At 40.8% G+C, this 19,417-nt stretch carries 24 protein-coding genes; 16 read left to right on the top strand and 8 right to left on the bottom strand.

Going from position 1 to position 19,417, the window contains the following annotated elements:
* Window positions 1-82 precede the first annotated feature (82 nt).
* Window positions 83-880: an undecaprenyl-diphosphate phosphatase gene (locus MBUR_RS10760; protein ID WP_011500095.1), complete on the bottom strand. Its 798-nt coding sequence runs from the start codon at window positions 878-880 to the stop codon at window positions 83-85.
* A 160-nt stretch (window positions 881-1,040) separates the two neighbouring features.
* Between MBUR_RS10760 and MBUR_RS10755 the strand changes: the two genes are divergently transcribed.
* The 7 genes from MBUR_RS10755 to MBUR_RS10730 all read left to right on the top strand — a co-directional run bounded on the left by MBUR_RS10755 (window position 1,041) and on the right by MBUR_RS10730 (window position 4,489).
* On the top strand, window positions 1,041-1,454 hold the full coding sequence (locus tag MBUR_RS10755) for a NifB/NifX family molybdenum-iron cluster-binding protein (protein ID WP_011500094.1): 414 nt from the start codon (window positions 1,041-1,043) through the stop codon (window positions 1,452-1,454).
* A 1-nt stretch (window position 1,455) separates the two neighbouring features.
* Complete coding sequence (locus tag MBUR_RS10750; protein WP_011500093.1) at window positions 1,456-1,836, top strand: NifB/NifX family molybdenum-iron cluster-binding protein; 381 nt, start codon at window positions 1,456-1,458, stop codon at window positions 1,834-1,836.
* 9 nt (window positions 1,837-1,845) lie between these two features.
* The gene (locus tag MBUR_RS14465; RefSeq protein WP_083755001.1) at window positions 1,846-1,989 is read left to right on the top strand and encodes a P-loop NTPase; all 144 of its coding nucleotides are present in this window, start codon (window positions 1,846-1,848) and stop codon (window positions 1,987-1,989) included.
* On the top strand, window positions 1,971-2,798 hold the full coding sequence (locus MBUR_RS10745; RefSeq protein WP_011500092.1) for an ATP-binding protein: 828 nt from the start codon (window positions 1,971-1,973) through the stop codon (window positions 2,796-2,798). The genes MBUR_RS14465 and MBUR_RS10745 overlap by 19 nt, the downstream gene beginning before the upstream one ends.
* Window positions 2,795-3,370: a DUF1847 domain-containing protein gene (locus MBUR_RS10740; RefSeq protein ID WP_011500091.1), complete on the top strand. Its 576-nt coding sequence runs from the start codon at window positions 2,795-2,797 to the stop codon at window positions 3,368-3,370. The genes MBUR_RS10745 and MBUR_RS10740 overlap by 4 nt, the downstream gene beginning before the upstream one ends.
* Window positions 3,370-4,026 carry an MBL fold metallo-hydrolase gene (locus MBUR_RS10735; RefSeq protein WP_011500090.1) on the top strand — a complete coding sequence of 219 codons (657 nt, stop codon included), beginning with the start codon at window positions 3,370-3,372 and terminating at the stop codon, window positions 4,024-4,026. The genes MBUR_RS10740 and MBUR_RS10735 overlap by 1 nt, the downstream gene beginning before the upstream one ends.
* Window positions 4,027-4,108: 82 nt before the next feature.
* Window positions 4,109-4,489, top strand: coding sequence for a NifB/NifX family molybdenum-iron cluster-binding protein (locus MBUR_RS10730; protein ID WP_011500089.1), 381 nt, complete (start codon window positions 4,109-4,111; stop codon window positions 4,487-4,489).
* A 317-nt stretch (window positions 4,490-4,806) separates the two neighbouring features.
* On the opposite strand, the gene MBUR_RS14460 is transcribed toward MBUR_RS10730, so the two are convergent.
* Together MBUR_RS14460 and MBUR_RS14455 are read right to left on the bottom strand one after the other, a co-directional pair.
* On the bottom strand, window positions 4,807-5,676 hold the full coding sequence (locus MBUR_RS14460) for a rhodanese-like domain-containing protein (protein WP_232221903.1): 870 nt from the start codon (window positions 5,674-5,676) through the stop codon (window positions 4,807-4,809).
* Window positions 5,645-6,166: an MBL fold metallo-hydrolase gene (locus MBUR_RS14455; RefSeq protein WP_232221902.1), complete on the bottom strand. Its 522-nt coding sequence runs from the start codon at window positions 6,164-6,166 to the stop codon at window positions 5,645-5,647. The genes MBUR_RS14460 and MBUR_RS14455 overlap by 32 nt, the downstream gene beginning before the upstream one ends.
* A 171-nt stretch (window positions 6,167-6,337) precedes the next feature.
* Here MBUR_RS14455 and MBUR_RS10720 point away from each other — a divergent pair, with 171 nt between their 5' ends.
* The 3 genes from MBUR_RS10720 (at window position 6,338) to MBUR_RS10710 (ending at window position 9,052) form a co-directional block, all read left to right on the top strand.
* On the top strand, window positions 6,338-7,645 hold the full coding sequence (locus MBUR_RS10720) for an MgtC/SapB family protein (protein ID WP_011500088.1): 1,308 nt from the start codon (window positions 6,338-6,340) through the stop codon (window positions 7,643-7,645).
* Window positions 7,646-7,710: 65 nt separating this feature from the next.
* Complete coding sequence (gene nudC / locus MBUR_RS10715; protein WP_011500087.1) at window positions 7,711-8,556, top strand: NAD(+) diphosphatase; 846 nt, start codon at window positions 7,711-7,713, stop codon at window positions 8,554-8,556.
* 58 nt (window positions 8,557-8,614) lie between these two features.
* Window positions 8,615-9,052, top strand: a complete 438-nt coding sequence (locus MBUR_RS10710; protein ID WP_011500086.1) for a metal-dependent transcriptional regulator — start codon at window positions 8,615-8,617, stop codon at window positions 9,050-9,052.
* 2 nt (window positions 9,053-9,054) lie between these two features.
* Here MBUR_RS10710 and MBUR_RS10705 read toward each other — a convergent pair whose 3' ends face one another.
* Window positions 9,055-9,699 (bottom strand): TfuA-related McrA-glycine thioamidation protein, encoded by a 645-nt coding sequence (locus MBUR_RS10705; RefSeq protein WP_011500085.1) that lies wholly within the window; start codon window positions 9,697-9,699, stop codon window positions 9,055-9,057.
* A gap of 4 nt (window positions 9,700-9,703) precedes the next feature.
* Window positions 9,704-10,984 carry a YcaO-related McrA-glycine thioamidation protein gene (locus MBUR_RS10700; protein WP_011500084.1) on the bottom strand — a complete coding sequence of 427 codons (1,281 nt, stop codon included), beginning with the start codon at window positions 10,982-10,984 and terminating at the stop codon, window positions 9,704-9,706.
* A 168-nt stretch (window positions 10,985-11,152) separates the two neighbouring features.
* Between MBUR_RS10700 and MBUR_RS13940 the strand changes: the two genes are divergently transcribed.
* Together MBUR_RS13940 and MBUR_RS10695 are read left to right on the top strand one after the other, a co-directional pair.
* Window positions 11,153-11,302, top strand: a complete 150-nt coding sequence (locus MBUR_RS13940; RefSeq protein WP_157196719.1) for a hypothetical protein — start codon at window positions 11,153-11,155, stop codon at window positions 11,300-11,302.
* 46 nt (window positions 11,303-11,348) lie between these two features.
* Window positions 11,349-12,527, top strand: a complete 1,179-nt coding sequence (locus MBUR_RS10695) for a cysteine desulfurase (protein WP_011500083.1) — start codon at window positions 11,349-11,351, stop codon at window positions 12,525-12,527.
* A 104-nt stretch (window positions 12,528-12,631) separates the two neighbouring features.
* On the opposite strand, the gene MBUR_RS14745 is transcribed toward MBUR_RS10695, so the two are convergent.
* Complete coding sequence (locus MBUR_RS14745; RefSeq protein WP_394295781.1) at window positions 12,632-12,835, bottom strand: ATP-binding protein; 204 nt, start codon at window positions 12,833-12,835, stop codon at window positions 12,632-12,634.
* Window positions 12,836-12,885: 50 nt separating this feature from the next.
* Window positions 12,886-13,284 carry a sensor histidine kinase gene (locus tag MBUR_RS10690; RefSeq protein WP_048063386.1) on the bottom strand — a complete coding sequence of 133 codons (399 nt, stop codon included), beginning with the start codon at window positions 13,282-13,284 and terminating at the stop codon, window positions 12,886-12,888.
* A 253-nt stretch (window positions 13,285-13,537) separates the two neighbouring features.
* Between MBUR_RS10690 and MBUR_RS10685 the strand changes: the two genes are divergently transcribed.
* Window positions 13,538-14,218, top strand: a complete 681-nt coding sequence (locus MBUR_RS10685; protein ID WP_011500082.1) for a winged helix-turn-helix transcriptional regulator — start codon at window positions 13,538-13,540, stop codon at window positions 14,216-14,218.
* Here MBUR_RS10685 and MBUR_RS10680 read toward each other — a convergent pair.
* Complete coding sequence (locus tag MBUR_RS10680) at window positions 14,204-14,968, bottom strand: UbiA family prenyltransferase (RefSeq protein WP_198003742.1); 765 nt, start codon at window positions 14,966-14,968, stop codon at window positions 14,204-14,206. The genes MBUR_RS10685 and MBUR_RS10680 overlap by 15 nt on opposite strands.
* An 816-nt stretch (window positions 14,969-15,784) precedes the next feature.
* Between MBUR_RS10680 and MBUR_RS10670 the strand changes: the two genes are divergently transcribed.
* From MBUR_RS10670 to MBUR_RS10655, 3 genes are all read left to right on the top strand, one after another.
* Window positions 15,785-16,417, top strand: coding sequence for a hypothetical protein (locus MBUR_RS10670; protein WP_011500080.1), 633 nt, complete (start codon window positions 15,785-15,787; stop codon window positions 16,415-16,417).
* 333 nt (window positions 16,418-16,750) lie between these two features.
* Window positions 16,751-17,926 (top strand): hypothetical protein, encoded by a 1,176-nt coding sequence (locus tag MBUR_RS10660; RefSeq protein WP_011500079.1) that lies wholly within the window; start codon window positions 16,751-16,753, stop codon window positions 17,924-17,926.
* Window positions 17,923-18,900, top strand: a complete 978-nt coding sequence (locus tag MBUR_RS10655) for a cytochrome c biogenesis protein CcdA (RefSeq protein WP_011500078.1) — start codon at window positions 17,923-17,925, stop codon at window positions 18,898-18,900. Before MBUR_RS10660 ends, MBUR_RS10655 begins: the two co-directional genes overlap by 4 nt.
* Window positions 18,901-19,417 lie beyond the last annotated feature (517 nt).

The following is a 19,417-nucleotide window of genomic DNA, read 5'->3' as shown; positions in this document are numbered from 1 at the left end:
GTCCAATTCTTTTTTCTTTACTTTCTTTTTTTATATTCTCAAAAATTGTTCTACACTGAGCTTTGCTTTTGGAAGGCCAGTATTAAAGGAACATGGTCAGAACACTCAGAACACCAAGCCCGATGCAAAAATAAGAGAAATCTACTTTCTTCGCAACTTTCAGGAACAGGTCGATGGTGACCAGACCAAAAGCAAAAGCAAAGAACAAACCCACAATCGAATTGATGTCCAATTCGACCATCCCCATCAGTCCGACTCCTATCTCTGCTACCAACACCGCAGGGATGCTCATGAGAAAGCTCAACCTTATAGCATCTGCAGCATCGAATTTACGCAACAATAGTGCGGACATCGTGATACCCGACCGGCTGATCCCAGGTATTGCTGCAAATCCCTGTGCAACTCCCGAGACCAATGAATCTGACATTCCGGGAACTCTGGAAAGAGATTCATCTCTGGAAACCGTCCTTTGTAGAATACCTGTAACTATTAACATTATACCGATCACAGCTGTTGCAGAACCACCCGAGATCTCAACATTATCAGTGACGAACAATAATAGAGGAAGACCCACGATCCCTGTAAGTGCCGTCGAGATAAGGAGAAAACTTATCACCGGATCATGAGGTTGTTTTCTAGAGAAGCTACGAACATAATCAGGGACCCCATAAAGAAGCACTTTCACATCCTCCCTGAAATAAACAATAGCAGCAAGCAATGTTCCCAGATGAAGCCAAATGGAAATAGGAATAGCTTCAGAAAGGGAACGACCAAAGAAAGTGACCATCACAAGCGAGGTCATACCTTCACTGCTTATTGGGAGCCACTCTGCCAGACCCTGTACAATGCCAAGAATGATAGCTTCAGAGAGGGATAACATGAGAAGTAATCAGACTTCATATGTATAAGTAATATTTGCTGCTTGATAAAACAAGGGTGTTTTCATCATACTGAGAGTAAATATATAATCTTTTCCCAATAAGTATAAGTAATTTCTCACTTATGTGCATAATACATTAAGATCAAAGTGGTGAGAAATAATGAAAATATGCATAACGTCCAGAGGAACTGACCTTTTCAGCCAGTGTGACCCTCGTTTTGGCAGATGCCCTTACTTTGTCATTGTTGATCATGACTCCATGTCCTTTGAAGCTCTTGAGAACCCGGGACCTTTAGCAGAAGGAGGAGCAGGCATAAAGGCTGCACAAGCATTGACCGCCCTTAACGTTGATGTCCTTCTTACAGGAAATATGGGACCAAATGCCTCCTCAGTGCTAGATGCAGCTGGGATAAAAGTATATACAGGCATCGAAGGTACAGTTGAGGACACGGTTTCACAATATAGAAAAGGACAACTGGACCTTATCGGAGATGCTACCACTTCCACTCAACACAAAATAAACTCAGGATCAAAACCGGAACTTTCCGGACCAAAATGTAATAAGAGGCAATAAAATGAAAGTATGTGTACCTTCAGCAAATAATGGCGGATTAGATGACATCGTAGGACAGCACTTCGGAATGGTTCCGACATATACTGTGATGGATATCGAAAATAACTCTGTCGAAATAGTAGAGAACACAAGCGAGCATAAGGGTGGTGTCGGATTACCACCGGAACTTCTTTCAAAAGCTGGTGTTAACATAATGCTTTGTGGCGGTCTTGGCCAAAGTGCAGTAAACATGTTCTGCGAATATGGAATAGATGTTTTTGTCGGTGCACAGGGAACTGTGGAGACAGCTATCAATGACTGGAAAGAAGGAAATCTTGTTAGCCCGACCAGCGAAAATGTCTGTCAGGGTCATGGACATGATGAAGACGATCACCAACATTAAAATCGAAATATAAAAATCGCAATCGCAAGTGGAAAAGGCGGCACCGGTAAAACCACCGTTGCCGTAAACCTTGCCCTTTCAATACCCAATTCACACCTTATAGATTGCGATGTGGAAGAGCCTCATTTGCTGCAATGGCAAAAAATGCAGTGATGGCTGACTGTGATGTCGATACACCGAACCTTCACCTCCTCCTAAGACCAAAGATAATGGAAACACACGCATTCTATGGCATGGATAAAGCAAAAATAGACCTTGAAAGATGTAACGAGTGCTATAATTGTCAAAATTCCTGCAACTTTGATGCAATAGATGAACACCTTATCGTAAATCAACACAAGTGTGAGGGGTGTGGGGTCTGTGAATATGTTTGTGAAAACGATGCCATAAAGATGGTGACAAAAATATCCGGCAATGTTTTTAGATCTGCAACGAACCATGGAACAATGGTGCATGCAGAATTAGGAATAGGAGAAGAAGTAAGTGGGAAACTTGTGAGTGCTGTTAAAGAACGTTCACGTTCAATTGCACTTGAAAATGAGAACGACCTTTTAATAACTGACAGCCCACCGGGTACAGGATGTCCGGTACTTGCAACGATAACAGGAGCGCACTTGGCATTGATAGTGACCGAACCAAGCTTATCAGGAATGCATGATCTGGAAAGGGTCTTACAGGTTACAGAACATTTTGAGATACCTGCCATTGTATGCATCAACAAATACGACATCAATGAGAATAATTCAAGGACGATAGAAGCGTTCTGTCATGAAAGGAATATAGAGGTTGCAGGGAAACTTCCTTACTACCCATCAACTAATCTGGCTATGATGGAAGAAACGACTATTATTGAATACAGTCAGAATGTTCTTTCGGAAGGGATCAAAGCATTATGGGGACGTGTTGTTTCAGAACTTGATAAGGAAGAGGAAGCCACTGCTTTAAACGAGATGATGATATGAGATGTTCTGATTGTGACAGTAAGGATTGTTACCGTGGAAAGAATTGTGCACCCAAGGATATTCTTGCAGATTATAAAGGTGAAGACCTGGAGATCATGAAAGTTGCTTCCGGGATCGAAGCAAAATACTACATGCAAAAAACACGGCTTGAAGAGATAATCCTTTTTACAAAGGAACTTGGATACGAAAAGGTCGGAGTTGCTTTTTGCATAGGGCTTGAAAAGGAAGCTAAAGTATTCTGTGAGATACTGGAGAAACATATGACAGTAGAGTCTGTTTGTTGTAAGGTCTGTGGTGTGGAGAAAGATACCTATGGCCTGGACAAAATGCAGGAAGAAAATATAGAAGTATCCTGCAATCCAATTGCCCAGGCAAATATACTGAACCGTGCAGGAACACAACTGAACATCGCAATCGGTCTGTGCCTTGGTCACGATATGCTTTTCAACAAGCACAGTGAAGCACCTGTTACAACATTCATAGTCAAGGACAGGGTGCTGGCACACAACCCCGCAGGGGCTCTTTATTCAAAATATTATACGAAGAACGTATTTGAAATGGGGAAGGAATAATGGAGATCACTGTTGTCTATGACAACAATTCCGGAAGAGGATTGGGGAAAGGATGGGGATTTTCCTGTTCGATCGAGACCGATGATAAGAAGATATTGTTCGATACCGGTTGGGATGGCGGGCTTTTATTAGAGAACATGGCAACTCTTGGAATGGATATAAGAGAATACGATATTCTGCTATTATCTCACCAGCATTGGGACCATATCGGAGGACTGCCTGCGGTCCTGAATGCGAACCCAAAAATAGAGGTCTATACTTTGGCATCGTTTTCGGAAAAGCTCAAGAAAGAGATACAAAAACGTACAAAGCTCAATGAGATAAATGGGATGTGCAAAATTGCAGAAGGGGTATACTCCACCGGCGAACTGGGAGATATTGTCAAAGAGCAGGCACTATTGCTGGATACGGACAAAGGTATCTATGTCATAAGCGGCTGTGCACATCCCGGATTGCCAGCGATAATGGAAGTTGCGGGTTCAATTGGAAATGTTCGTGGGATCATCGGTGGATTGCACGATTGCCAGGACATTGAAGCAATGCGGGACCTCGAACTCATAGGTGCTGGACACTGTACATCGAACATTGATGCTATTAAAGAGAAGTATCCAAACAGTTTTGTTCATATTGAAGCGGGCTATTGTATACACATCTGAATGGTCTTGACGCCCTGAAGGAGCAGAGCAGTAGTGAGGTATATCATTTAGGTATTCCATATTGATATGAAGAGTTGAAAATATGAAAGTTGCCATACCATCTTCAGAGACCGGGGGATTAGAAGACTACGTTGAGCTTCATTTTGGAAAAGCTCCTACCTATACGACATATGATACAGAGACCGAAACAGTAGAGATAATTGAAAATACAAGCGTTCATATGGGTGGAAAAGGGATACCTCCCGAACTGCTAAAAGATGCAGGAGTGGATATTGTCCTCTGTTCCGGTGTCGGACAGAAGATAGTTGAGCTTCTTGAAAAAAAAGGGATAGAGATATTCGTAGGTGCTGATGAAACTGTGAAGGATGCAATTGATTCATGGAAAGCAGGAAAGCTTTACAAACCAAAGACCATAAATATCGAAAAGGATAGTGGCCTTGGAATAACAAAGCATCAACTGTGAGCTTTTTATTTTATTTTATATTAGTTTATACTATTTTAGTGGATCATTTCAACATCGAGTGAGTAGCTAAAATTATTTATATCTACCTTTCAATCGTCATGGAATTCAAAGAACTAATGCAAATCACAATCGAATGAGCAAAAACACCACATCACAATTAAAGGATTGTGCAGAGAGATTATCTAGAATCGTGAACATTTGCTTGCAGGACGTTAAAATTACTCACTCGATATTAATGAGAACCATTTTAGTTTATTTTATTCTATTTGTATCACTTGAGCCGGTCCAGGGAAGAGAGCACATGGTACATTCGGGTCCTAGCCTGCAGCACTATAACCGGTCATTCCGCCAGCTACATTGTAGACATCACTAAATCCATTTTGCTGCAAGATACTGGCACCCATCCTTGAACGCTGACCACTTCCACAGATAACAACGGTCTTTGTATAGGGACCGAGGTCCTTGTAGGAATTGCGCAGTTCATGAACAGGGACATTGACAGAGTTCTGTATATGACCTTCCCGGTATTCTGCTTCTGACCTTACATCTATCAGCACCAGTTCTTCACCACTGGAGAGAAGATCATGAAGCTCTTCAGCTGAAAGCTGGCAAACATGTTGTGTCGAGAGACCAGTCAGGGACCATGCTGCCATTCCACCTTCGAGGAAATATCCAATCCGATCAAGGCCTACCCTGTGAAGCCACATGGATACTTTGCTAACCTGTTCCGGAGAATAAACCACCAGCATAATGGTCTTGTTCTCAGGCAAAAGCCAACCTGAAAATGTTGCAAAGTTACTGGTAATATCAATACTGTATGCACCCGGAACATGTCGGCCACCAAATGCTTCATAGCACCTGGTATCAAGAACTATATTTTCAGTGTCTTCACTCATCTTTTTGAACTCAAGAGGAGGTAATGCTTCAGCATACCCAAGCTGCGAAAGAAGAACGGGACCTGTAGCATTCACTTTACTACACCGCTTGAAATGATCTGGTGCAGGAGGCATCTCATTGGTCAAGGATGAAATGAACTCGGCCTTTTCATCAATGTTGAGAGCATGATTGTAAAGGCGTTCATAACCGATGGTAGAACTTCTTTTTGCAGCCATTGCCCTGCCACAGAGAGAACCTGCACCATGTGCAGGGTAGACCTCACAAAAATGGGAGGCAGAGAAGTTTTTCATGAAGACTATCATAGAGTTCTGATGCCAGTTCTTCAGCTTTACCCGGGAATAGATCAGGTATGCCTACATCCCCAACAAAAAGAGTGTCACCGCAAAAAACACACACCGGATCAACCCCTCTTGCGCGATCGGTCACGACATAGGAAACGTGTTCAGGAGTGTGACCGGGAGTATCCATCACTTTAATGGACATATCCTCGATCACAAAAATATCGCCCTCTGAAACACTCACTGCATCAAACTCACAATTCGCAGAACCGGGAACAAAAATATCCGCACCTGTTCTTTTCATCAGGTCCACATGACCAGAGATGAAATCCGCATGAAGGTGTGTTTCCAGTATGTGAGTTATTTTCCAGCCCATGTCAAAGGCCATATCGAGAAATACATCGACATCCCGGGATGGATCGATCACTGCACAGAATTTATCACCACCAAGCAAATAGGAACTGTGAGCTATTCCTTTTATGAATACCTGCTGAACTATCAACTTACAACCTTACCCTTCCCTTTGAAATTTATAAAAATTAGTATTGGGAACAAGTAACAAATGTTAAAAAATAATATAAAGGTTCATGAGATATATATTAGTACCATACAGGAAAGCACATCATAGAATATAGATGTCTGTTCTTTCGGAAAACTGATAATATGAACATTTATGGAGAGGGGCGTAACAGTGCTGGCATTTGATCTGGGCATAGACCCGGTACTCTACGATTTCCTCACAAAGGTCGTTCTGTCTTTAATGATAGGTATCCTTATAGGAATTGAACGTGAACACCACCGTCAGGACCAGGAAGTATTTGCAGGAGTACGTACTTTCGCAATAGTATGTATATGTGGCATGGTTGCTACATTTGTAGCCCAACTAATAGACATGATGATCCTTCAAATAACCACAGCACTCATTGCAGCATCATGTTTTTTCCTGATATACAGAATATATATGATCAGTGGCAAGCTGGGAATGACAAGTTCCATCGCCCTTTTTCTAACATATCTTCTGGGAATGCTTGTAGCAATGGGATATTATCTTTTTGCCATCATTATAGGAGTTATCATCACTTTCCTGCTTATCGAGAAGAAACCTTTGCATTCTTTTGCCGAACATCTTACAGACGATGAGATCCTCAATGGAGTTCAGTTCCTTGCAGTTGCTTTTATTCTATACCCACTTATGCCGGAAGAGCCAGTAATGGGTGTACTGAACCTTAAATCCGCCATACTCATTGTGGTTCTGGTAATGTTCATAGGATTCATCAGCTATATATCGCTCAAGAGGTTCGGCACTAAAGGCGGGATGTCCTATTCCGGTCTTTTTGGAGGTTTTATCAGTAGTGAAGCCACTACTGCTGCACTGGCTGCATTGTCGAAGAAACAGTCCAGCCTTATACATGCCCTTTACATCGGCATACTAATGTCAAACATATCAATGATCATCAGTAACACGCTTATTGCATTGATAGTCGACCCCACCGGAAAAACAATGCTGGCAATGATACCCCCACAGCTCGCGATGCTTGTTGTTATTCTGATCATCATCGCGATACGGAGGAAGAGCTATGATATAATGACAGAACCACTGGAGATAGGTTCACCGTTCGCACTGAAACCTGCCTTCAAGTTCGGTACCCTGTTCTCCATCCTTCTGGTGATCACAAGTCTTGCAGGAGAGTTTGCAGGAAGTACCGGTATCTACATTACAGCACTTGGAGGACTGGTAAGCAGTTCCGCCGTTGTAGCATCCGTTGCAGCATTGGCCTTTACAGGCAATGTTCCCTATACTGTGGCTGCCCAGACCGCTGTGATGGCAGGGATCATCAGCACCCTTAATAAGATAATGCTTATAAGGATTTCAGGTTCAAAGGAACTTTATTACCATTCAAGGAATACCTTTGTCCTTATAGCAATAGTTGGAACGGTCGTACTATACCTCTGGAGCCACTTCGATCTTGCCGGCCTTTAAGGAGCTTTTACCGAAAGGCTATAGTCCAGAGACCGAACTTCTATGAGAAATACAGGTGTGAAACTATGAAACCATACTATAATCCTTCTTTTGCTACCGAAGAACTTGAATTTCACGGAATTGAGAAGAATTCAGAAGGTAAAGCCCTATATTTCCCAGTACAAAGCCGGAAAGTGCTGGTCGAGAACGGTATCGAAACTGACGAGTATTTTAGACACATTCCTGAAAGAAGTGTTCTTGAGAGTACAGAGGTGATATATATCGGCACGCTTGGGGACATACCATGCCATTGTTTTGAAATACCGGAAGAAGCGGAGTTCGAGAATATGGAGTTCCTTGGACTGAATGATCTGTATGGCATCATCGATGAAGAGATGCTCGGAATCACTTCAAGAGCAGTACAGATGGCAGATTTCTACCGCACACACCAATACTGTGGCCTCTGTGGAAGTTCCACGCATTATGTACCCGAAGAAACAGGGATGCAATGCGGTAGTTGTGCACATCTCGCATATCCGAGGATAAGTCCTGCTATTGTGGTCCTTATAGAAAAGGAAAAAGAATTGCTCATGGCAAGGTCACATCATTTCAAGGAAGGGATGTACGGCCTTGTAGCAGGATTTGTGGAAGCAGGGGAGACCATAGAACACGCAGTACACCGGGAGGTCAAAGAAGAAGTGGGAGTGTCCATAAAGGAACTTTCATATTTCGGAAGCCAGCCCTGGCCATTTCCTTCCTCTTTGATGATAGGCTTCACTGCGGCCTATGAAAGCGGAGATATTGAGATAGATACCAATGAGATCGAGGATGCAAAATGGTTCCCCATAGACAAGATCCCCACACCTCCTTCGAAAAAAAGTATTACAGGGTCGCTCATTGAACTGTTCATTGAAACGCATACTCCGAAATGAGATTGAGTATTTTTGGCATGTACGCAAATTTTAAATAAATGAGAGATGAATCAATCCTATGGATAATATCACAGGACTTGAGCTATCTCCGAAAAAGATAGAGTACCTGAAATTCCTGCTTGAGAAAGGCGATAATGTGCGAACTACGGACATTTCCAGACACATGAAAGTAGATCCGTCGACGACAACGAAGGCTATCACTGAACTGGATTCTACAGGATATGTAAAACATATACCTTACAGAGGTGTCAGCCTTACTGAGAAAGGGAAGGTATACACACATTTCATTCTGAGAAGACACCGTATTTTGAGCCTTATGCTAAACCATTATGGACTTACACCGGAAGAATCCTGTAAAGAGGTTGCACGTTTTGAAGGATTCGTGTCAAAGGATGCCATTGACTCTATCTGCAATTCGATGGGCCATCCAACATTCGGTATCTGTGGCAGGATAGAACATTATGGCTGCGGACTTGACCATGAAGACCACGCATGAGCTTACTTTTTCATAAGCTCTTTTATCGTTTCAAGAACGAGTATCGCATCAGCCCTTTTGACATCGGTTTCGTTGTTCAGACAATAATTTAATAACGGCTCTTTTTCGGGAAGTACACCTTTATCAACAGCTGTTTTTATAATACCAAGATAACTTCTGAGAGGATAGTGTAGCTCCATTGCTATATTAAGCAGGGAGATACGGGTACTCTCATCGATGATACCTTCATCGCATGCTGCCTGCAAGGTCTCCCTGATGTTAACAAGGGAAACAGATACAGGTTCAAAAGTTTCGGGATTTGTGATGACAGCCACCTCGTCGTCAGATTCGAGGACACCGTCACGATACCATTCATAGACCTTGCCGACGCCTATCATGCCATGCACATCAAGTTCGGAAGCACGTAGCGCCCCCATGCTGCAACCACCTACTACGATGATGCCTTTATTCATTGCATGGAGGATCTCTTTGTGTGCAACAGCAGCTCTATCGAAGAACATGCCATCGATGATACCGATGATATCGTAGCCTTGCGACACTACCTTATCCACATCACCCCTTGCGACCGGAGGGAGATAAACAGCATCAAGAATGACCTTTGCATCTTCATGACAGATACTTGTACCTGCAAATACCACTGCTCTCATAGGATCACTTGTTACGACCGAACTGTCTCTTCCAGGGCTTTTCAGATGAAGCTGAGGATTTGCGACCTTGTCTTAGACGTTTACCCACACGTTCACGGTCAAGTGTATATTGTTCGAATCCGGGAATGATGACCCTAACCACAGGAACACCGATACTCTCACGGGACAGGTCCACCACTATCGCACTGTCGGCCACTTTACGTAGCTCATTGAGGACCACATCAATGTTCTCAGCAGGAGTTGATGCGGAGATATCGTTTATCTGATCAAGTGTTATGGACTCACCTTCGTCATACCAGAACCGGTTCATCCTTTTCATGCGCTCATATCCGATCTGCCTTACAAATGATTCCCTGTCAGTATCCTCACGTGCACCGTGTATCTGTACGACCCTTGATTGTGCAGCTTCTGTAATTGCCCTTCGTACAGCGATCTCCGGCTTGAGGTGGGAGCCTGCACCCATGACAAGCAATGCAGCATCTTTCAGTTCGAGATCGTCGGTAGCCGCTAAGATGGTGGTGACAGCAGTATCGTGTTGCAGATACCACAATTTTATCTGCACTCCGGCATTTTCGAACTTCTTTACAAGTTCATAGCTGAGACCATCATTTTCAGTAAGAACGAGTTCCTTGCCCGGATTCCTGTTAAACTCAGAGATGCTTAGAGCATCACGTTCGATCACTTCAAGCAAACCGTGGAGAATGGCTTCCTCGATAACGTTACCTGAAGCAAGTCCATTGGTATTGCTTCGGAAAAGTTTGGCTGACATTCCCGGTGAATCGTATGGGTGATGGACAGCATTTGAAGGGACATAGATCTCCTTCTCCTGTAACAGATCCCAGCCTTTGGTCCATTCGACCAGTTTATCAGAGGTTATAGGTTCAAAGAGAAGTAAAGAATGTACATCCAGTAACTCATGGTCTTCAGTTGCTTTATCTGAACTCTCAATAAATTCATCTGCTGCGATCTCTTCATCGATATCTGCATTTACACTCACGCGTTCAGCAAGACATCGTTCGAAACTTTCCATCATGGCCGAGATCCTTGCCTGCCCCTCTGAAGCTCCTTTACCGGAATAGATGGATATGGCACCATCAGCTGCGGATGGTCTTATAGCTGAAAAAACAGGTATTCCTATACGATCAAGCTCGGTTATGCTTGCGATCCTGGTAACACCTATTCTTTTAAGATGAGGTTGCGTATTCTCAAGAGTAGCCGCCTCATCGAGAACGCGCTGCGTACCTTCTATATATTGCAATGATCGATCGATCAGAATATGACACATGGTAAGGGGAACTCTTTTGCAACATTATATTCTTTACGACAATAACAACACAAAAAATCCCATATTAATCGAAAAGTATAAATAATACGAACTCTTTATAGAGAGTTCAGCTCTGCTAAGCAGAGCAGATTCTAGAACTACAATTGAAGAGACAGGAGGAATTAAATTATGAGAAATATCATTAGAATGGATGATATATCTGCCAGAAATGGAGAAGACAGGTACTTTGCGGTTGTAAGTGGCCAGACCACTGAAAGACTGGATGCTGATGAGCGGGAACTTTACAATTTCATGCTCGGTGGATTTCTATCTAAATAAATAAGCTGCAAAACCTATTTTTAGCAATCTTGCGTATGAAACGAATATGTATGATATTCTTTCTGTACGCAAAGATTTCCCCGTTCTTGAGGAAGTTATCTACCTTGATAGCGGTGCCACTACACAGACACCTGTGCAAGCCGTCAATTCCATGAACGATTATTTTTTCAAATATGCTGCAAATCATGGCAGAGGAGCTCACAGGCTTGCCCGTCAGACCACAGACCATTATGAGGATGCAAGGGATATAGTTGCTGAATTCCTGAACATTGGATCAGATGGAACCATATTCACCAAAAATGCCACTGAAAGCATCAATATGGTATCGCTTGGACTGAAATGGGAAACTGGCGACCATGTGGTAACAACTGTTGTTGAACATCATTCAAATCTTCTCCCCTGGATGAGGCTAAGAGAACAGGGTGTTGAAGTCACAGTTGTCGGATCGGACAGGGAAGGAAATGTAGATCCAAAGGACATCGATGAGGCCATTACGGACAGAACGAGACTGGTGAGTGTCAACCATGTTTCAAATGTTTTCGGTTCTGTCAGGGATGTAAAAAAGATAACTCAGATAGCACACCGTTCAGAGGTATTATCTCTTGTTGACGGCTCACAGTCTGCCGGACATATGCCAGTGGATATCAAAAATATCGAGTGTGACTTTTTCATTACTCCAGGTCATAAAGGATTGCTCGGACCACAGGGAACTGGCGTGCTTTGCATAAAGGACCCGGAAATCCTCGAACCTGTTTATGTAGGGGGCGGAACCGTTCATGCAGTGACCACTGAAAGTTATGAACTTGAACCATACCCATCAAAGTTCGAAGCCGGGACCCCCAATATTCCGGGTATCATAGGCCTTGGACGAGCTGTGGAATATGTGAAGGACATTGGCGTTGAAGCTATAGAGAAACATGAGAAAGAGCTGGCACAGGATACTGCAACACGCCTTGCAGAGATAGTGGGAGTGGAGGTGTACGGACCAAAGGACAGGACCGGAGTTGTGCCTTTCAATGTGCAGGGCATGAACCCGCATGATGTCGCCATGATCCTTGACGAGACAAGAAAGATATGCGTTCGAAGCGGTTACCATTGTGCCATGCCATCAGTGGACCTGATCGGTGTCGAAGGTACCGTACGTGCTTCATTTGCCCTGTACAATACCAAAGAAGAGGTCGATTCTTTGATAGAGGGAGTTGAGCAGATCACAATGCTGATATGAGGCCAGCATCTTCTTTTATGAATGACGGGATCTTGGTCCATATCAGGTAAAGAATCTTCATTTTCCAGAGGAATTAAGAAAGTGAAAGTACTGCCCTTTCCAAGCTAACTTTCCACCTGAACCATACCGCTATGCAATTCCGCAAACTTTTTGACGAGACCAAGACCTGTACCCTTATACATTTTCGATGCTGACGAATCCAACTGTACAAATGGATCGAATAATTTATCCAGATCCTCTTTTGAGATACCTACGCCAGTGTCCTGAATGAATATATCGAGATATTCTCCGGTAACTTTTGTTCCAATATCGATACAACCATTATCCAGAGTGAACTTGACCGCATTTCCTACAAGATTTAAAGCATCTGGATGACCTTGCCCCTATCGGCAACAATTTTTATTGAGTTCGGATCAACATTCTGAGAAATGGTGATATTCTTCTTCTTTGCCAGAGGAGATATCATAGTCATAACATTGTCAATAACTTCAAGGACAGAGACATTTTCATAGCTCAGATCCATATTTCCCGATTCTACTTTGGATATATCAAGGATTTCATTGACGATATTAAGAAGATGAGTACCACTTTCCTGAATGTTCATAGCATATTTTTCCTGCTTAGCGTTCAGTTCCCCAAAAGTCCCTTCAAGAAGGAGATCGGAGAAACCAATAACAGAATTCAGAGGAGTTCTTAGTTCATGGCTCATGTTTGCAAAGAACTCAGATTTGACACGGTTAGCTTCTTGTGCTGCCATTTTAGTATCAATTAAAGCATTTTCGGCTCTGTAGAAAACCTATCAAAATCAACATCTTTAGACTGGAAGTGGGATTCGATTCCAACATCATGCAGTACATCCCATAATATTTTCAAATTAAATTAGTGTCCGAATATAGAGTATTTCAACAGAGCTATTATTTCACACTAATTATTAAGAATTCAGACATCAAATCGACATTTAATTAGAAAATAAAGATAACTTTTTATATAAACGAGTTCATTTTATCGTTATGAACCTGGATGAAACTGATCAAACAAGAATTAAAAGAATTGCTCAAACGTTATCTGAAGTTTCAAACCTGAATGAAACTGACATGTTTATTCTGCTGACGTTGATGAAAAATAGCAAGATAACCAATTCAGAGCTGGCAAAGATACTGGATTTTAAAGACGGTAACTCTGCTGCATATCATACACGCAACATGCAAAAGGAAGGGTTGATCGACAGGTATACCATAGTACCTAACTGGAAACGTGCAGGATTGGCAACAGAATTCATCATACTTGCAGAAGCTGAAGATGAGGAGCAATTGCTTGAGATCGAGAAAGAGCATGTGATAATGGCTGATGAATATTCATCGACCACCGGGGAAATTGTTGTAACTCCAACTATTTCCGGATGTGTCATCCTGCAAAATGTCTATCATTGTTTTGGCGATAAAACAATGGCGATAATAAGCGGAAGGGCAACATCAGATCAGGACGCTGCAGTCTATTGTAAAAATTATCTTGTCAGTAAGTACCCCGACATAAAGATCAGCCTGCTCCTGAACAAATATAAAACTGTAGATGAGTTCTTCATTGACAAGAATGCAGTAGCAAAGCTAAAAGAACTTTTCCAGATACCGGAAAAGGAAGAAACTTCCGATACTCTGGATAAATTACAGGGTCTGCCATCAGAAGATAGATAACATTTTTACCAGTAACACCATAAAGTTGGGTATGGTCAATGCCATGATCATCCTGTCTTTGAGCTTGTTCCCTTTTGCTACCGGATCATCCAGTAGTATTTGAGTACAGCCTGCAATCAGTACTACATAGATCAGTGCAGCCAGAGATAGATAATGATACTTTGTGACCGCATATAACAGAGGTATCAATGGAAGTATTGCCAATAGGCTACAGACAATTGCTGCACGGCGGATTCCAATTTTTAAGGGCAGCGAATTGATATCACCGGCCACATCCTTGAAATCCTTCATGAACGTTAGGGAAAATATCAACACAAATATGTAGGCTGCAACCATTAAACTATCCGGGGTCAATGGTGAATAAACACTCCAGAGGCCGATTGATTCCAAAGCAAAACAAACTGCCATATCCAGCATTGCAATACCGGGGATGTCCTTGAACCGGAACATCGGATGCGAGTACATTATCCCACCAATAATGATCCCTGCTAAGAGACATAAGAACAGGATCAGGCTTAATTTAAAGGCTATCAAAAGTGCTACTGAAAACAGCAGTATCATATAACCCCATGCTTTTTTCATGGACATCTGACCGGAAGCAATAGCTCCATTGGGTTTACATATTTTGTCAATTTCAAAATCAAAGATGTCATTTAGTATATCACAACCGCTGTGAATCATCATTCCTGTCAGAATTACAAGAATAGCCCTGTAATCCCACATGCCCAATATGGCACAATTTATTGCCACTACTGAAATATCTACAATACTTCCTTTTAGTTTTAGAACTGATATGTATGGATTTTTATGAGTTATTCTAACACCTCAAAATTATGTCAGAACTGAAAGTGATTTAAGATTTTTCCATACTAAATGATGAAAAATAACAATCTATTCATGTTTACTACATTCTAATTAAAAAAACTAAAATTTTAACTATATTTTGTTGAGACCAATATAGTTTAAACTAAGCAATGAGTTGATCCGAAAAGAAAAAGGAAGATTTACAAGGTTTTTCACTTAATTGTAGATGTGTAAGAAAATCGTATTTTTTCTTCCATATCCCTGCACATTTTTCACTCTGGACAAATAGCCTATTCACATAATTGATTTTTTCTGTTTGCCAAAGTCACATGGTGCCCCAAATATGCAGAAAAGCGGCATTTCCAATATAATGCGACCGTCGCCCATAGCTCCCGAAAAAGCAGCATTTGCATGAGCGGTAAATCTTTTGACGCTCAAATGGTCATTTTGGTTTTTCACTAAATCGAGTACTTTGTTTATAGTTAGATTTGCCATACAATAATATGAACTTAAAATTCATATAATAACTAAATTAATCACATATTACAATTTAAATATCTATTATCGAAAAAATAGGCACACATTTAAAAATATCTGGCACAAAGGTATAAGTAGACTCAGTGTAACGTAATATATAATGTGGAGCTCGGATGTGCGTTAAACAAACATAACTCCACATTAGCCCAAAGGCAAAGCTAATTTGTCATTTATATTACATAAACATAGCTTTGTCTTTGTAATTAAATTGGAGAGATAAAAGATATGAAAACTAAAGGAATTAGAATGGCAGCGTTGTTTATGGCAATGCTAGTTGTGAGTATGTTCGCAGTAGCACCCGCTATGGCATGTGCACCACAAGAACCCATAGACAAGTCAGATGAAAAGAAAGTATTGAAGGTAGTCTCAGATGAAATAAGCCTACCTGAAGAGTATACCATCTCAAATAATCCAGACACAGATGGATTTATATTCAATTACCAAGAATCTGCTGGTTCGTTTAAACTTTACGACATCTCGAAAGATTATGAAATAACAGAAGTATGGAGTGGAACTTCTTCAATGGTAGTTGGTGGATACCACGTATCATTAGTCTCAGATAAAGGGCACGAAGTATCTGTAAATATTGCAGGAGATCCCACATCTAAAAGTGGTGAAATAACTGTATATGATTCAGCTTCCGGGATGGTAACAACGCAAAGTATTGACTGTTACGAAAAATGCGAAGACACATGCTCTGATTTGGGAAATATGGGATGTGGTGCATCCTGTCCATACCTTTGTCTAGCCCTTGGTCCAACTGGTGTTGGATATGTAGCATGCGTTGCTATATGCTTCGGGATTTGTTACATGGACATAACCGTTTACTGTGATGCAATTTGCCAGGCTGTATGTTAATACAGCATTTTTCTTTTTCGGAGGATTACGATAATGATTGGCTACAAACAATACAAACCTTCACAGTTATTTCTACTTTTTATGTTCGCCACAATTTTGATCGATATATTTAAAATAATCTTAGACTACTTTTTTTTAAAATTTGAGATATTATCAATGTATGAATCGATTTTTTCACCAATTCTGTTTTTGAGTGGTATATATCTCTACCTAGTTGCGAGAGAAAGAAAATGGACGGCAATCCAATCAGTGTTATTCGCAATATTATGTCTTATTTGCGGTATTTCGGGTGTAATTATAGCAACATACTTTATCCAATAAAAAGGGGATTTTATGAATATTAACAAACTGCTTTATTTATTTGTAATTACGACTATGCTAATAGTTCCGGCAGCTTCTGAAGAAAATGTATTTTACAACTTATCTTCAAAAGAGATATCAGAATTATCATTTTATTATCAAAACAACTCGACTTTACCATTGAATGAATTTTATACTCAGTCTTATGAATACAATACAGAATATCCATTTTACACTTATAGTTTAGCATTAAAATGTCGTAGAATTGTTATGAAAATGGACATGAATGACATGGCCTCTATTCATGGAACCAAAATCGTTATTGATGACACGTTTGATGAAATTGAGAACAAACATAATGAAATCGTTGAACAATTAGCAGGTCTAAATGAAAATAATTTAAGCTTTTCAGGAATGGAATGGCTTTCTCTTGCTGAGAATGAGTTCGAAGAAAGTAGACATTATTTATCTATTTCTCAAGAGAATTATGATAATAAAAATTTCAATGGTACATTGGAAACATTAACTAAATCAAATTTCGCCATATATAAGGCAGAAAATTTGTTAAATATTGCAAAACTTAAGAACAATGAGTCTTCAAAAATAAACCACATCCAGAGAACTGAAGACGGAGATAAAACCGCTTCCAAATGGATACAGGTTGCAGATGAACAAATAAAGATATTTAGTGACTCGGGAAACCGAAAAGATATACTCACCTCTTCCGAAAAGATATTGGAAACTGCAAAGCAGCACTATTCCGCAGAAAGATACTATTTGGCAACTATGAATGCAGCAGAAGCTAAAGCTCTGGCTGATTTTGGAATTAACTATAAAAATGTTGTAGATCACGAAGATGCCATACGTAGCGCTGAAAGACAAATGGAAAATACAAATGAATCTCTGAGCATACTCTTTAGTAATCCTGAAATTGATGCTCCTATATTGGTACTTCATTTTGAAATGGCAAAAATAAGGTTAGAGGAAGCCAAAATAAAAGATTCAACAAGTTCCATACCTCTTGCAGACACTTCCATACGTAATTCTTTGATTGCAAAAGAGCAAGCAAATGCAGTAGTGGATCTTAAAAATACAATCGAGACAATTGACATCTCTTCTCAATCAGCATCTGAACAAATACCACTCGGTATTTCACCTTTGGTAGGAGCATTGGGTATCCTCATAATACTAAGGAGAATAAAAGGATGAGATTCTTTTTTCTTCTTTTTTCTATTCTTCTCCTGTCCATCCCCATATCTGCTGCGCAACCAATACAGATAGAATATTTCCACCAGACCGGCTGTCATGACTGCGAGATAACAGAGCCCATTATTGATCAAATCGAAAAACAATATGAATACGTAGAAATTGTGCGAACTGATGTCATAAACACTGAGGGATTCAAACAGTGGAATCAGTATGGTTTTATTGAGGTTCCGGCTGTTGTCATAAATAATGAAACTAAAATCCCAAAGGAAGAAATAACTGAAGAAAAACTGAGATTATCAATTGAGAAATATCTTAAGGACAATAAACCTGAAAACCAGTACATAAACAGTGATCTGAATCTTCCGTTTGCTTATTCACTTGGTTTGTTTGCAGGATTCTCCCCTTGTTTAATGGCAATACTTGGATTTCTTTTGAGTTTTACAGCCGGTACCAGCGAGTCTGCCCGCAGCGGCATGGAACGAGCAATAGTCTTTGGTGTCGGATTGATGACTTCCTACCTCGCCATAGGAGTGGGGTTGCTTGTATTCAGGAAGACACTCCCTGACATGGAATTGTTTTCTGTAGTTACAGGAATCATAGTTATTGGAATCGGACTGTACCTGATGGGATTTTTCAGTCTACCGATGTCCCTCGACAAATATTTCCAGAACAAGGCCAGAAAACATGCCGGTACAATTGGAGGATTATTTTTCCTGGGTGTTTTGTTCTCTCTGGTAAAAGTGCCGTGCACTGTACCTATGCTTCTGGTTTTGCTGAACAAAACATTTACAGAAGGGACAATTGGTGATTTAGCCCTATTGTTTGCTTTTAGTTTTGGAGTATTGACACCTTTCCTTGGAATTGGGTTGGTTGGAGGTTATACTTTATCCAAACATGTTCGTGAGCACAAGAGATACCTGAAATTAATCAGTGGAATATCCCTTGTTTTGTTGGGTTTATGGGTTATGATCTGAGGTGAAGGAAATAGATCAAACTATGGTATAAAACATTGCGTCTTCACTTTTTATGTGGGTAATCTATGGACTTATACAAGTTACTTCTTCCATATCCCTGCATATTTATCACTCTGGACAAATAGCCTATTCACATAATTGATTTTTTCTGTTTGCCCGGGGTTGGTCCAATGCCGAAAATATGTGGATAGATCGGCATTTGTAATATGATGTGGCCGCTGGCTGCAGCTCCCGAAAAAACGGTCTTTGTATGAGAGGGAAATCGTTTGAAGCTCAAATCGCGATCATAGATGTTCCATCAAATAGAGAGTGATTTTTATATTTTGGAATCATATGATCGAAAATAGCCCATTTATATACAAGTAACATATAAATTGACTCGATATTATGATAAATACTTCTTTTATCTAAAATAAAAGTCTATATTCGCAAATCACGGTCACCAATTATAAATAGAACTAGTATAATGTATCATTTAGAATGTGGAGTTCAGATAATTGGTAACCAACCAGAACTC

It is taken from the genome of Methanococcoides burtonii DSM 6242, assembly GCF_000013725.1.
GTDB lineage: Archaea > Halobacteriota > Methanosarcinia > Methanosarcinales > Methanosarcinaceae > Methanococcoides > Methanococcoides burtonii.
Note: the sequence above shows the minus strand (reverse complement) of the source record. Positions and strands in the feature narration are given on the sequence as shown.

Bases quoted from the DNA above. Each gene is read 5' to 3' on its own strand.
- MBUR_RS10705 (WP_011500085.1), bottom strand. From the start codon at position 9,699: ATGAGAGCAGTGGTATTTGCAGGTACAAGTATCTGTCATGAAGATGCA.
- MBUR_RS13940 (WP_157196719.1), top strand. From the start codon at position 11,153: ATGAGAAATATCATTAGAATGGATGATATATCTGCCAGAAATGGAGAA.
- MBUR_RS10685 (WP_011500082.1), top strand. From the start codon at position 13,538: ATGAACCTGGATGAAACTGATCAAACAAGAATTAAAAGAATTGCTCAA.
- MBUR_RS10760 (WP_011500095.1), bottom strand. From the start codon at position 880: ATGTTATCCCTCTCTGAAGCTATCATTCTTGGCATTGTACAGGGTCTG.
- MBUR_RS10720 (WP_011500088.1), top strand. From the start codon at position 6,338: ATGGAGAGGGGCGTAACAGTGCTGGCATTTGATCTGGGCATAGACCCG.
- MBUR_RS10735 (WP_011500090.1), top strand. From the start codon at position 3,370: ATGGAGATCACTGTTGTCTATGACAACAATTCCGGAAGAGGATTGGGG.
- MBUR_RS10655 (WP_011500078.1), top strand. From the start codon at position 17,923: ATGAGATTCTTTTTTCTTCTTTTTTCTATTCTTCTCCTGTCCATCCCC.
- MBUR_RS10660 (WP_011500079.1), top strand. From the start codon at position 16,751: ATGAATATTAACAAACTGCTTTATTTATTTGTAATTACGACTATGCTA.
- MBUR_RS10750 (WP_011500093.1), top strand. From the start codon at position 1,456: ATGAAAGTATGTGTACCTTCAGCAAATAATGGCGGATTAGATGACATC.
- MBUR_RS10690 (WP_048063386.1), bottom strand. From the start codon at position 13,284: ATGGCAGCACAAGAAGCTAACCGTGTCAAATCTGAGTTCTTTGCAAAC.
- MBUR_RS14460 (WP_232221903.1), bottom strand. From the start codon at position 5,676: ATGAAAAACTTCTCTGCCTCCCATTTTTGTGAGGTCTACCCTGCACAT.
- MBUR_RS10670 (WP_011500080.1), top strand. From the start codon at position 15,785: ATGAAAACTAAAGGAATTAGAATGGCAGCGTTGTTTATGGCAATGCTA.
- MBUR_RS10710 (WP_011500086.1), top strand. From the start codon at position 8,615: ATGGATAATATCACAGGACTTGAGCTATCTCCGAAAAAGATAGAGTAC.
- MBUR_RS10745 (WP_011500092.1), top strand. From the start codon at position 1,971: ATGGCAAAAAATGCAGTGATGGCTGACTGTGATGTCGATACACCGAAC.
- MBUR_RS10740 (WP_011500091.1), top strand. From the start codon at position 2,795: ATGAGATGTTCTGATTGTGACAGTAAGGATTGTTACCGTGGAAAGAAT.
- MBUR_RS10695 (WP_011500083.1), top strand. From the start codon at position 11,349: ATGTATGATATTCTTTCTGTACGCAAAGATTTCCCCGTTCTTGAGGAA.
- MBUR_RS10730 (WP_011500089.1), top strand. From the start codon at position 4,109: ATGAAAGTTGCCATACCATCTTCAGAGACCGGGGGATTAGAAGACTAC.
- MBUR_RS10755 (WP_011500094.1), top strand. From the start codon at position 1,041: ATGAAAATATGCATAACGTCCAGAGGAACTGACCTTTTCAGCCAGTGT.
- nudC (WP_011500087.1), top strand. From the start codon at position 7,711: ATGAAACCATACTATAATCCTTCTTTTGCTACCGAAGAACTTGAATTT.
- MBUR_RS10700 (WP_011500084.1), bottom strand. From the start codon at position 10,984: ATGTGTCATATTCTGATCGATCGATCATTGCAATATATAGAAGGTACG.